General features: G+C 33.7%; 13 protein-coding genes. 8 read left to right on the top strand and 5 right to left on the bottom strand.

Features of this window, described 5'->3' with window-relative positions; all coding sequences use genetic code 11:
• Positions 1 to 186 precede the first annotated feature (186 nt).
• The 3 genes from GCQ56_RS08725 to proB all read right to left on the bottom strand — a co-directional run bounded on the left by GCQ56_RS08725 (position 187) and on the right by proB (position 4006).
• The gene (locus GCQ56_RS08725; protein WP_152734074.1) at positions 187 to 1503 is read right to left on the bottom strand and encodes a deoxyribodipyrimidine photo-lyase; all 1317 of its coding nucleotides are present in this window, start codon (positions 1501 to 1503) and stop codon (positions 187 to 189) included.
• Positions 1504 to 1610: 107 nt separating this feature from the next.
• The gene (locus tag GCQ56_RS08720) at positions 1611 to 2858 is read right to left on the bottom strand and encodes a glutamate-5-semialdehyde dehydrogenase (protein ID WP_152734073.1); all 1248 of its coding nucleotides are present in this window, start codon (positions 2856 to 2858) and stop codon (positions 1611 to 1613) included.
• Positions 2859 to 2935: 77 nt separating this feature from the next.
• Positions 2936 to 4006 (bottom strand): glutamate 5-kinase, encoded by a 1071-nt coding sequence (gene proB / locus GCQ56_RS08715; protein WP_152734072.1) that lies wholly within the window; start codon positions 4004 to 4006, stop codon positions 2936 to 2938.
• Positions 4007 to 4582: 576 nt separating this feature from the next.
• Here proB and GCQ56_RS08710 point away from each other — a divergent pair.
• The 8 genes from GCQ56_RS08710 (at position 4583) to GCQ56_RS08675 (ending at position 12062) form a co-directional block, all read left to right on the top strand.
• The gene (locus tag GCQ56_RS08710; RefSeq protein ID WP_152734071.1) at positions 4583 to 6613 is read left to right on the top strand and encodes a M3 family metallopeptidase; all 2031 of its coding nucleotides are present in this window, start codon (positions 4583 to 4585) and stop codon (positions 6611 to 6613) included.
• A 417-nt stretch (positions 6614 to 7030) separates the two neighbouring features.
• Entirely contained in the window at positions 7031 to 7939 is a 909-nt protein-coding gene (locus tag GCQ56_RS08705; protein ID WP_152734070.1) for a YitT family protein, read from the top strand.
• Positions 7940 to 8227: 288 nt separating this feature from the next.
• Entirely contained in the window at positions 8228 to 8470 is a 243-nt protein-coding gene (rpmB, locus tag GCQ56_RS08700; protein WP_152734069.1) for a 50S ribosomal protein L28, read from the top strand.
• Between the two features lie 13 nt (positions 8471 to 8483).
• Positions 8484 to 8666, top strand: coding sequence for a 50S ribosomal protein L33 (gene rpmG / locus GCQ56_RS08695; RefSeq protein ID WP_127341976.1), 183 nt, complete (start codon positions 8484 to 8486; stop codon positions 8664 to 8666).
• Between the two features lie 7 nt (positions 8667 to 8673).
• Positions 8674 to 8829, top strand: a complete 156-nt coding sequence (locus GCQ56_RS08690; RefSeq protein ID WP_110359598.1) for a DUF4295 domain-containing protein — start codon at positions 8674 to 8676, stop codon at positions 8827 to 8829.
• Between the two features lie 162 nt (positions 8830 to 8991).
• Entirely contained in the window at positions 8992 to 9942 is a 951-nt protein-coding gene (gene ftsY, locus GCQ56_RS08685) for a signal recognition particle-docking protein FtsY (protein ID WP_152734068.1), read from the top strand.
• A 136-nt stretch (positions 9943 to 10078) separates the two neighbouring features.
• Positions 10079 to 11377 (top strand): 30S ribosomal protein S12 methylthiotransferase RimO, encoded by a 1299-nt coding sequence (gene rimO, locus GCQ56_RS08680; protein ID WP_152734067.1) that lies wholly within the window; start codon positions 10079 to 10081, stop codon positions 11375 to 11377.
• A 295-nt stretch (positions 11378 to 11672) separates the two neighbouring features.
• The gene (locus tag GCQ56_RS08675; protein ID WP_152734066.1) at positions 11673 to 12062 is read left to right on the top strand and encodes an HU family DNA-binding protein; all 390 of its coding nucleotides are present in this window, start codon (positions 11673 to 11675) and stop codon (positions 12060 to 12062) included.
• A gap of 62 nt (positions 12063 to 12124) precedes the next feature.
• Here GCQ56_RS08675 and GCQ56_RS08670 read toward each other — a convergent pair whose 3' ends face one another.
• Both GCQ56_RS08670 and tpx read right to left on the bottom strand, forming a co-directional pair.
• A complete protein-coding gene (locus tag GCQ56_RS08670; protein ID WP_152734065.1) occupies positions 12125 to 12715 on the bottom strand; it encodes a 3'-5' exonuclease in 591 nt (196 codons plus the stop codon).
• A gap of 59 nt (positions 12716 to 12774) precedes the next feature.
• On the bottom strand, positions 12775 to 13290 hold the full coding sequence (gene tpx, locus GCQ56_RS08665) for a thiol peroxidase (protein WP_152734064.1): 516 nt from the start codon (positions 13288 to 13290) through the stop codon (positions 12775 to 12777).
• Positions 13291 to 13314: the final 24 nt, after the last annotated feature.

Below are 13314 nucleotides of genomic sequence, written 5' to 3'. Positions count from 1 at the left end.
GTATTTTTTGTTTGTCCTTCTGTAATGGTTACCCGGGAATATTGGAATAGTTACAAGGCAAGTTAAATTTATTTTAAGATCTATAGAAAGATTGACAGAATAAATTTAAGGTTGATGGTGAATAGATAGTTTAGATTAGTAAAGTTAACTTTAACTTATATAGCCTATTAAGGTATTGATTTTGATTTATATTTCCACTTCTTCTTTTAAGGCTTTGGAATAGGTGTCAAGAGCTCTTTGTCTGGCAAATTTATGCTCTACCATTGCTTTTGGGTATTTGTTTGTATCTATTTCAGGAATCCACTTTCGTATGTATTCTTGTTTGGGATCAAATCGCCGGGCTTGTTCGTATGGATTAAAAATGCGAAAATAGGGTGCAGCATCGCATCCACAACCTGCTGCCCATTGCCAATTCCCATTGTTCGAAGATTGTTCATAGTCTAGAAGATGGTTTGCAAACCAGGCTTCACCCCAGCGCCAATCTATTAACAAGTGCTTGCATAAAAAACTAGCCACCACCATTCTTACTCTATTGTGCATAGTTCCGGTTGCTAATAGTTCACGCATTCCTGCATCTACCAGAGGATATCCAGTTTGTCCATTGCACCAGTGTTCAAACTCAGCTTCATTATTGCGCCATTTTATATTTTCGTACTTCTTTTTAAAGCAAGAGGTCGCAACATGAGGAAAATTAGCTAAAATTTGCATGAAGAATTCACGCCATATCAATTCATTTAAGAATTGATCGTTTCCAGATAGTGCTTTAGATACTGCCTGTCGAACACTAATGGTTCCAAATCTTAAGTGAATACCCAATTTAGAAGTTGCATTTCTTGCAGGAAAATCTCTCAATAATTTATAGTTGTTAAGCGTTTCAATTGATAAATCATACTCTGGAATTGACAATTGACTTTGGGTAAAACCAATAGATTCAAGGCTGGGAATCTCCATAGGCGGGAGAGGTGCAAACTTGTCTTTTTGCAATTTCACGTCATATTCATTAGTTAATTCTGAACAGAAACTTTCCTTCCATTTTTTCATGAAAGGCGTGTAAACAGTATAAGGGAGACCATCTTTCTTGGTAATTTCCCTTTTTTCGAAGATTACCTGATCTTTAAATTCGTGATATCCAAGATTCTGAGATGTTAGATAATCAGAAATGAGTTGATCCCGAGCAATGGCGAATGGCTCATAGTCTTTATTAGCATAAATATTCGCTATCGAATACTCTTGCGACAATTCTTGGAAACAGGACAAAACTGCACCATTTTTCACAATTAATCTACTACCTAAAATGATCAATTGTTGGTTAATTTTTTGGAGTTGATTGTGAATAAAGCTAAGTCGAGCATCATTCTTTTGTTCTATCTGATCCAATATTTCTGTGTCAAAAATAAACAGACATAAAACCCGTTTCCCAGATTTTATGGCATGATGTAATGCAGTATTATCCATGAGTCTTAAATCACGTCTGAACCAAAATAGAGAGTACTTTTCTTTCATAAAGGGAAAACAATCAATTGCAGCGATATGTTCAAATTTTTACCGTAAAAAAAAAGATAAAGTATACTTCATTTTCTTTTTAAGCTATTAGCAATATATAACTTATTCTAGTCTCTGATTTGCCCATCTCCACTAATTAGCCATTTGTAGGAAGTCAATTCTTCCAGTGCCATTGGACCTCTTGCATGCAATTTTTGCGTGCTTATACCAATTTCAGCTCCTAATCCAAATTGAGCACCATCGGTAAAAGCAGTTGAAGTATTACAATAAATAGCTGCAGCATCAACAATTGAATAGAAGGTATTTATATTATTTTCATTTTCGCTAACAATAGCTTCGCTGTGCTTTGAACTGTACTTGTAAATGTGATCTAATGCATCCTTTAAGTTGTCAACTGTTTTGATCGATATTTTATGACTTAAAAACTCGGTACCAAAGGATTCTATATTTGCTTTCTCGAGTAATGATTCAGGATAAGTATTCTGAATAGCTTTGTATGCTGATTCATCGGCGTAGATAGTAACTTCTTTATCTTGTAACTGATTTACAAGAGCGGGCAAATCAGTCAGTCTGTCTTTATGGACGATAAGGCAATCTAAGGCATTACAAACGCTTACGCGGCGTGTTTTAGCATTAAAAACAATGTTTTTTCCTTTCTCCAAATCACCATATTTATCGAAATAGGTATGTACAATTCCAGCACCAGTTTCAATTACAGGAATTTTGGACTTTTCTCTAACCGAATTGATTAAATTCTGAGAACCTCTTGGAATTAAGACATCAACAAAGCCTACGGCATTCATTAGTGCATTTGTGGCTTCACGATCCGGATCTAACAATTGAATAATGTCAGGATTAATATTCATATCACTCAAAGTCTTACAGATAAGTTTTGTAATTGCTTTATTTGAGTACATCGCATCGCTACTACCTTTTAATACGCATGCATTGCCAGATTTTAAACACAGCACAAAAACATCTAAAGTTACGTTGGGTCTTGCTTCATAAATTACACCAACAACACCTAAAGCAACACTTACTTTTTTTATCAATAAGCCATTTTCTAAAGTTCTCTCAGATAAGATTTGTCCAATTGGAGAGGGGAGTTTTGTTGTGTTTTCAATATCGGTGGCAATCCCATCAATTCGTTCCTTATTTAAAAGAAGACGATCATATTTTGGATCATCAGGAGACATCCTATCCAAATCCTTTCTGTTTGCGTTCAGAATATCTTCAGTGGCATTTTTCACAGATTGGGCAATGGCTAAAAGTACTTTGTTTGTTGTTTCCTTGTCGATTGATGGCATGCTTCGAGCAGCTTCTTTTATTTTATAGAATTGTTCTTGAGTAGTCATATTACAATTGATTTAAGAAATTAGATGATATATTGTATTTGCCAATTAATAAGGCAAATAAGAGAATTAAATTTTTATTAATACAAAAAAAGATAATCGTAATGAACCAATGGTTTTGCTCCGGATTTACCTTGGTATCCTTTTGCTTTAGTTTTATTGTACGAAGTTTTACCAAGCCCTAAAACATCACCTTTCGCATTTACTAATTTTACAATGTCACCTTTCTCAAAGCTGCCCTTTATATCAATAACTCCAATTGGCAACAGACTGCTTGCTTTATCTGAGGATAAAGCATCTTCAGCACCAGCATTTATTGTAATTTTAGCCTTCTCAAAACCGTCTGAACCTGCTAACCATTGTTTCACAGTTGAAGCTTTTTTGCTTGCAGCAAATTCGGTGTGTTCTACATTCCCTGGTTCATTTATTAGTTGAAGAACAATATTGTCTATCATGCCATTAGCGATATGAACACCAATACCGGATTTTGCTACTCTACCAGCAATACTGCACTTAGTAAGCATTCCTCCTCTACCAAAGTTTGATTTCTGAGTGGTAATGTATTGCTTTAGTTTGTTTGCATTTCCGTTTACAATTCTAACTAAAGTAGATTTAGTATCAGTAGGATTTCCAGTATAGATACCATTGATATTGCTAAGTAAGTATAAAGCTTCAGCATTCATCATGGATGCAATAAGACCTGATAGTTCATCATTATCCGTGAACATTAGTGCAGTTACCGACACTGCGTCATTTTCATTGATAATTGGCAAAATGCCGTTTTGCAATAAAGAGTCAATACAGTTTTTCATATTCAAGTAGTGTTCCCTGGTACGAAAATCTTCTTTCGTTACTAAAACCTGAGCACATTCGATGTTGTATTCTTTCAAAAATGAAGAATAAACATTCAGTAATTCCACCTGTCCAACAGAAGACCATATCTGTCGTGCTGATATAGTATCTGTTTTATCAGATAAATTAACTTTGCTTCTACCTGCAGCAACAGCGCCAGAAGACACTAAAATACATTGAACGTTTTTCTTTCGAAGTTCTGAAATCTGATAGACGATATTCTTGATTCTTTTTTTGTGTAGTTCGCCTGTTTTTGTTGTTAATACATTGGAACCTATTTTAATACAAATTTTCTTCATCTGATTTATTTGGGTATAGGAATTTAAGGATATATCCTGATGATTCACCTGAAATTTAATTACTAATAATTTGTTAGTTGCTCTTTTATAGAGATAAAGCCCCTGAGTTCTTTAGTACAACTTTAACTTGTACAATAATTAAGATACCCTAACGGGATGAAGTGTGATAAGTAAATAAGGATTAGAAGTGAAAGTACCTAACATTATATCGATAAAGCGGCATATCGAGTAATCTTTAGTTTTGCTAATGAATTTATACTTTCTTTTCATTGTATAAGGTTTGTTTCGTTAATTTCCCCCTTAACTAGTTTCAAATATAGCATATATTTCCGAAGTAATTTCGTTGAATGCTGATATTGTGTTGGTTGAAGATCTTTCGGAAAGGTTTTCGGTGAGAAAAATCAGGATTCTTAAAACATGACAAATGTCATGTAATCAATATACTTGTGTGATATAGATGATAATTATTAAAATAAATCGTGCTTGATTGACTTTTTTTTATGTCGTAGATTATAAAGAGTGTTTAATCATAGACGTTTTCTATATTTGTGTATAAATTATAAATAGAATCCTATTATGAGTACAAATCCTTTATTAAAAGATTTTACAACACCATACGAATCTGTTCCTTTTGAGAAGATTGAACTGGAGCATTACATGCCAGCTTTTAAAGAAAGCATTGAGAAGGCTAGAAAAGAGATCGATGTTATTGCAAATAGTAATGAGAATCCCGATTTTAAAAATACAATAGAAGCATTGGAATACTCGGGACATCAATTGGATCGAGTTGGTTCAGTGTTTTTCAATTTAAATCATGCGCATACCAATGATGAAATGCAGGCTCTTGCGAGAGATATTTCACCAATGTTGACAGAGTTTTCGAATGATATCATCATGAATGAGAACTTGTTCTTGCGAGTAAAATCGGTGTATGAAAATAAATCTAATTTCAATTTAAATGTAGAGCAGGAAAGACTGTTGATGGATCGTTATAAGTCATTTGTTAGATCTGGTGCAGATTTAGATAAAGATAAGAAAGAAAAGATTCGTGAAATCTCTAAAGAGTTATCAAAACTAACCCTTCAGTTTGGTGAAAATGTATTGGCTGCAACCAATAAGTATGAACTTCATTTAACGGATAAAAATGATGTTGCAGGGTTGCCGGAAGGGATTTTAGAAGGAGCACAAGGTCTGGCTAAAGAAAAAGAGAAGGATGGATGGCTATTTAATTTGCAATTTCCAAGTTATGTGCCATTTATGCAATATGCGGATAGCCGCGAATTGAGAGAACAAATGTTTAGAGCCTATTCTTCGCGATGTTTCAATGATGAATTCGACAATCAAAAGGTGATTCAACGTATTGTTGAGTTACGATTAGAGAAGGTAAAATTGTTAGGCTACAATAGCTATGCAGATTTTGTGTTAGAGGAAAGAATGGCAAAATCTGCCGATAAAGTATTGGGGTTTTTGAATGAGCTTTTAGAGGCATCAATGCCAAAAGCAAAAAAGGAATTTCAGGAGTTACAGGATTACGCAAAATCTCTTGGTGCCGATTTTGATCTTCAAAGATGGGATTGGGCTTACTATGCAGAGAAACTAAAAACGGAAAAATACGATATCAATGATGAAATTACTCGTCCTTTTTTTGAATTGAATCGTGTTAAGAAAGGTATTTTCGATCTTGCAACAAAATTGTATGGTTTGGAGTTTAAATTGAATTCCGAAATTTCGAAATACCATAAGGAGGTTGATGTTTATGAAGTATTCGATCAGAATGGTGAATTTATCTCATTATTCTATGCTGATTTTCATCCAAGAAGTACAAAGCAGGGTGGTGCGTGGATGACATCCTTTACAGATCAATATCTAAAAAATGGAAAGGATTATCGTCCACATATATCTATAGTTTGTAATTTTACTCGTTCTACAGAAACAAAACCTTCCTTGCTTACTTTTAATGAAGTGACTACTTTCTTGCATGAATTTGGTCATGCACTTCATGGTATGTTGTCCAAGTGTACTTACAGTGCATTATCCGGAACCAATGTGTTTAGGGATTTTGTAGAGCTACCATCTCAGTTTATGGAAAATTATGCTTTCAGAAAAGAATGGTTAGATGAAGTGGCAGAACATTATCAAACTGGCGAGAAGATTCCTGCAGACTTGGTACAGAAAATTATTGATAGTGGTAATTTCTTAAGTGGATATTCCTTTGTTCGTCAGATTAGTTTCGGCTTAAATGATATGACCTGGCACAGTGTAACAGAACCTGTTAACAAATCAGTTTCTGAGTTTGAAGATGAAGCGATGGCATCTACCGAATTGTTTGATTTGGTTCAAGAGAGTTGTATGAGTACATCTTTTTCGCACATATTTGCTGGTGGTTATGCTGCCGGATACTATGGTTACAAATGGGCAGAAGTGTTAGATGCTGATGCTTTTGAAGCTTTTAAAGAGAATGGCATTTATGATAAAAGCACAGCGAATTCATTCCGTGAGAATGTACTGGAAAGAGGAGGGAGTGAGCATCCAATGGAGCTATATTTAAAGTTTAGAGGCAAAGAACCATCTATTGAGCCATTATTGGTAAGAAGTGGATTAAAATAAGACCGTATATATTATAGTGTAGCCGATTTCAATTTGAGATCGGCTTTTTTATTGAAGAAAATTCCCTTTGCAATTGATATTATCGATGTAGAATAAGTAAGAGCCTTTAATTTCACTGGAAATAATAGAAAATAAGCCGAAATAAACATAAGTGTTTTGATTGAACTACTTGAATGATTCATATAGTTTCATAAAAATCAAATGGAAAAATTCCTTTTCCATTTTCATAAGTGAAAAATTGACGTCTTTTAGGAGCAAATTTTATAAACCTGCTAAAAAAAATATGCCAAACTTTCTTTTTGTATAGATATTCAGACACTTACAATGGAGAGAAAAGTGAAGAAAAAACTTGGAATTAAAATGGGCGAATCTATTTTTGTCGGCGAAATTAAACACACTTAAACTAACATTTTAAAAATGGCTTTTATCACAAAAGAAAAGTTCTTATCAAACGAATGGATAAGCGCTTATGCATACCTAATTGTAGGTAGTATTATTTTTGCTGTTTCGGACATCTTATTTGTTGTTCCTTACAAATTGGCTCCGGGTGGGGTATACGGTATTGCAACAGTTTTAAACACTTTGTTTAGCTGGAAAATTAGTTATTGTACATTTGCCATGGAGATACCCTTGGTAATTATAGGTACTATAATCTTAGGTCCACGATTTGGAATAAAAACCATTGTAAGTATTGCAATAATTTTAGTTACGGTATGGATAATGGAAACTTACGTTGTTCCAGGTTACCCTAAAGTGATCGCTGACCCAATGCTTAATACTATTGTTGCAGGTGTTTTTTATGGTATTGCAATTGGTATGATTTTTAAATCAAGAGCAACATCAGGAGGTTCTGATATTATTGCAATGATTTTAGCCAAATTTACAAAATTGTCTTTGGGTAAATTGGTAATGATTGTTGATGGTATTATTGTACTTTTTACACTTGTTCAGCCAACTGAAACTGGAGCTATTGGATGGGAATTTGCAATTTATTCACTAATCATCATTTATATTGAAGGTAAAATTATTGATATGGTTGTTAGTGGAGCAAATTATCACAAAACTGTAATGATTGTATCTGATCATTATGATTCTATCTCAGATAAGATTAAAAACGATTTAAAAAGAGGTGTTACTATTTTAACTGGTACTGGAGGATATTCAGGAGAAGAGAAAAAAATGGTTTATTCTGTAATGAGTAGAAGAGAGCTTGAGATTTTAAAACTGCATGTTAAGAATGTTGATCCGGATGCATTTGTGAATGTGACGGAGGCAAACGAAATCATCGGTAAAGGTTTCAAATCTCTCAACGAAGAAGAAGAGTAAAGATATTTACAAGATATGTTTGAAATCCCTCCTGTTTTAGGAGGGATTTTTTTATTTTTGCACTGTTGAGACTGCGAGTTTAAGAGATAATCCGAAATGAGAACATATTATTTGTAAAAATGTAATTTTTGAAAATGAACTTTTCATTGATTTCATAAAGGATTAAGGATTTAATTCGCTCCGAAAATATATCTGCAAAAAGTTGTAATAATATTTGATTTTTTAGAAAATTATTACGTATTTTGCGACCTGTTTGAAAAGCGTTTAAGGAAAAAAATAATCTGGACTATGTCAAGAGTTTGTCAAATTACTGGAAAGAGCGTAATGGTTGGGAACAATGTTTCTCACTCAAAAAGAAGAACTAAGAGAAGATTCTATCCAAATCTTTTCGTGAAGAAGTTCTATCTTCCTGAAGAGGATCGCTGGATTGAGTTGAAAATTTCTGCTGCAGGAGTTCGTCTAATTAATAAATTAGGTGTAAAAGGTGCATTGCAAAAAGCTCAAGAAAAAGGATTTATTAAAAATTATTAAAAAGGCATAGAAAATGGCTAAAAAAGGTAATAGAGTGCAAGTAATTCTTGAGTGCACCGAGCATAAAGAAAGCGGTATGCCAGGTACTTCAAGATACATCACTACTAAAAATAAGAAAAACACTCCAGATCGTATGGAGTTGAAGAAGTACAATCCTATTTTGAAGAAAGTAACTGTTCACAGAGAAATTAAATAATTGAGATATGGCTAAGAAAGTAGTAGCAACCCTACAGAAAGGTGAAGGCCGTGGTTACGCAAAAGTAATCAAAATGGTAAAATCACCTAAGACTGGTTCATACTCTTTTAAAGAAGAGATTGTTCCAAATGAGAATGTAAAGGATTTCTTTGCTAAAAAGTAAAGACAATTCATATAATACTGAATTTTAAAAGCTTCCTAATGTTTTAGGAAGCTTTTTTTATATCTTAAATTAGGACGATTAAAGTTTTAATTTAAATCATTTATTGTTAATTGCTTGTGTGTTCCTTTTTTTGTACTTTAGCAACCTAAAAAATTTAGAAGAATGGGATTATTTGGAAGTTTTTCGAAATCGAAAAAGGAAAATCTTAATAAAGGACTAGCCAAAACAAAGGAAAGTGTATTTAAAAAACTTTCCAGAGCTGTTGTTGGTAAATCTTCCGTTGATGATGATGTTCTGGACGAGTTAGAGGAGGTGTTGATTTCTTCTGATGTTGGAGTTGATACAACATTAAAAATCATTGAGCGTATTGAAGAACGTGTTGCAGAAGATAAATTCTTAGGTACATCGGAGTTGAATCGAATTCTTAAGGAAGAGATTGCCGGTTTACTTGAAGAAAATAATAAAGGAGATTACGAAGCTTATCAATTACCAAAATCTGATCATCCATATGTTATTATGGTAGTTGGAGTAAACGGTGTTGGGAAAACAACAACTATTGGTAAGTTAGCTCATCAGTTTAAGAATGCTGGAAAAAAGGTAATGCTTGGTGCCGCTGATACTTTTCGAGCAGCAGCAGTCGATCAACTAATTATTTGGTCGGAGCGTGTTGGTGTTCCTGTGGTAAATCAGGGAATGGGTGCTGATCCAGCGTCTGTTGCTTTTGAAACTCTTACAAAAGCTAAGGAAGAAGGTTCAGATGTTGTAATAATTGATACAGCTGGTCGTTTGCATAACAAAATCAACTTGATGAATGAGTTGAGTAAGATTAAGCGTGTTATGGATAGGGTTATTCCTGATGCACCAAATGAAATTCTTTTGGTTCTTGATGGATCGACTGGGCAGAATGCTTTCGAACAAGCTAAACAATTTACTAAGGCTACCGAAGTTAATGCACTTGCAATTACAAAGTTGGATGGAACAGCTAAAGGTGGTGTTGTGATTGGGGTGTCTGATCAATTTAAAGTTCCTGTAAAATATATCGGAATAGGAGAAGGCATGGAAGATCTACAAGTTTTTAATCGCAATGGATTTGTTGATTCATTATTTGACTAATACCATTTTGTGATAAAATATAAGAAAGGCTGTCAGATTTGGCAGCCTTTTCTGTTTTTAATATCCAGGCGAGAGTGGAATAAAGAGTAATTTATCTTATTTTTGCCAAAATTTAATTTGAGAAAGAAATCGTTATATGAGTCAAAATAAAATCAATATCGTAAGCCTTGGGTGTTCTAAAAATTTGGTGGATACAGAATTGTTGATGAAACAACTGGATGCAAATCAATTTGAAGTAACCTGTGAGGAGGAGAACAGTGATGCCAAAACAATCATTATCAATACCTGTGGATTTATTGGTGATGCAAAAGAGGAATCGGTTGATACCATTTTGCAATATGTAGAGGCGAAGAAGGATGGAAGAATTAATAAGCTGTTTGTAATGGGGTGTCTTTCGGAACGATATAGAGAACAATTGAAGGAAGAAATCCCGGAAGTTGATCATTACTTTGGAAAATTTGATTGGAAAGCCATGGTAAATGAGTTGAATAAGAATTATATTCCCGATTTTAAAAATTTAAGAGTAGTTACGACTCCAAAGCATTTTGCCTACCTAAAAATATCCGAAGGCTGTAACCGATCTTGTTCCTATTGTGCAATTCCTATCATAACGGGAAAACATACATCCCGACCAATTGAAGACATACTGGAAGAAGCAAGAAATCTAGTTTCAGAAGGAGTTAAAGAATTACTGGTTATCGCTCAGGATCTTTCTTATTACGGATACGATTTATACGAGGAATCGAAATTGGCAGAGCTTGTTGAAGAGCTTTCAAAAATTGAAGAATTGGAATGGATCAAACTTCATTATGCATATCCAACTCAGTTTCCTTTCGGGATATTGAAATTGATGCGTGAGAATCCAAAAGTTTGCCGCTATCTGGACATAGCCTTGCAACATTCCAGTGACAACATGTTAAAATTGATGCGAAGAGGTATTGATAGAGAGAAAACCATTGATCTTATCAAGCAAATAAGAGAAGAAGTTCCTGGAATTACACTAAGAACTACGATGTTAGTTGGACATCCGGGTGAAACAGAGGCAGATATGGAAGATTTGAAAAGTTTCGTACAAGAAATGAAATTTGAGCGTTTGGGCGTATTTCCATACTCTAACGAAGAGGATACTTATGCTGCTATAAACTACGAAGATAACATTCCTGAAGAAGAGAAGGAGAGAAGAAAAGAAGAGATCATGTTAATTCAGCAGGATATTAGCATGGAAGCAAACAAAAAGCGTTTAGGTGAAGAAATGAAGGTTGTGATCGATAGAAAAGAAGGAGATTACTATTACGGTAGAACAGAATTTGATTCTTACGAAGTTGATCCTGAAGTTTTAATTGCTGCAGAAAATGGGGAGTTAAAAATTGGAGCATATTATAATGTTGAAATCACCGATTGTGAAGATTACGATCTGTTCGGTATGGTGAAATAGCACTACATTAATTTTATTATATATAGAAAACCATTTGCATCTATTGCAAGTGGTTTTTTTTATTCTCTAAGCATGTTGTTTTAATAAACTCCCTACTATTTTGTGAAAACTTTAGTATCTTTTTATCACTTTATCTATATTAAAAATATATTTTGATATATATTAAAATTTAACTTGATCTATATTAAATAGATTTTTAATATAGGCTAAAAAATAATATCTTAAAGATTAAATTGATAATAGGTACTTATACTTGAGCTAAAACCTAAAGACAATTGTAATAAATAGTAAGGATATGACAGTTTATTATAAACCAGTAAAAATAAAAACTCCCTTAAAGCGGGATGGAAATACGGAAGCCTATTATCCACGAATTGCTAACAGACAAAAGAAAGATTTACGCGATGTTGCAGAAAAGATTTCGGCAATGTCAACTTTTAGTACTACGGATGTGGTAGGTGTTTTAGAGGCATTTGTTACGCAAATTCCACATTTATTACTTGATAATTGTAGCGTGGAATTAGGCGATTTTGGAACTTTTTCCTTGCATGTTGGTGGAGAAGGAGTTGATGATCCGAAAGATCTTACTTCCAGAAAAATTAAAAGTGTAAAAATGGCATTTAGACCTGGAGTACGAGTAAAGTCGGAATTGAAAAATGTACAGTTTAAGAAGATACCAAAATAAAGAGCTTTTAGTATCAAACTAAAAGCTCTTTATTTGTCCGACTCTTAAAAAATATTTTAGTTCTAAAATAAACTTCCTTGTTGTTGATACATGCCTGCTTTTTTTAATTCAAAGAAGCAATCGGCACATGCTTTTACATCAGCCAATGCATCGTGAGCATCATCAAAACCCTTGTTGAAAAGATGATTATGCAATTCAGTTAAGTTAGGCCACTTGTATCCGTAACGACCAGGAATCTTACAAATATTGGTTGTAGTTTTCATGGTACATATTTTAGGTATATTGTTTAATTTATTTGAAATGTTCTTCCGAATAAATTCTGCGCCTGCAATTTTCTCATCAAAACTAATATTGTGAGCAATTAAAAAATTAGCTTCTTCAAGGGCTGAAGAGAATTCGTTGAGTGCATCAGTCAAATCAATACCTTCTTTATGTGCCCTTTCAGTGGAAATGCCATGAACATTAGATGCCTCGGTAGGAATGGTAAATCCTTCAGGTATTACGATTCTATTTGCACTTTTAATTTCCTGATTTTTACTATCGTATAGCAACCATGCCAATTGAACTAATCTTGGCCAATTGTCGATATCTGTAACCGGAGCACCCCAGTTTTTTGGCAAGCCTGTAGTTTCTGTATCAAAAAATAAATACATATAATTCTATTTGAAAAAAGCTCCCGAAGGAGCTTGTAAATATTATTTTAGCAATAAGATTATACCAAAGTTTTAGCAACTTCAAGAGCAGCTTCGTAGTTTGGTTCTTCAGTCATTTCAGCAACATACTCAACGTGCTTAACTTCGTTGTTTTTGTCGATAACCACTACACCTCTTGCTAATAAACGTAGCTCTTCAACAACAAAACCATATTTATAACCGAAATCACATTCTTTATGATCTGAAAGAGTTACCAGATTTTTAATACCTTCCGCGCCACAAAAACGACCTAATGCAAATGGTAAATCATTTGATAAGGTAATGATTTGAATGTCTTTATCAAGAGAAGCAGCTTCTTTGTTAAATCTGTGAGTTTGAGCAGAACAAACACCAGTATCAATAGAAGGAAAAATTGAAAGGATTTTAACTTTTCCATCAAAATCAGAAAGTTGAACAGGAGACAAGTCCTGACCTAAAGCTGTAAAATTTTCTGCCTTTGCACCTGTTTTGATTTCGTTTCCTACTAAAGTCATTGCATTTCCTGCGAATGTTACTTTGTTATTATTTTTTTGCATAATTATGTATTTTGTATTTTCAAT

Origin of the sequence: Marinifilum sp. N1E240, assembly GCF_009295825.1 — a bacterium.
Taxonomy (GTDB): Bacteria; Bacteroidota; Bacteroidia; order Bacteroidales; family Marinifilaceae; genus Marinifilum_A; species Marinifilum_A sediminis.
This window is presented reverse-complemented; position numbering and strand designations above follow the sequence as displayed.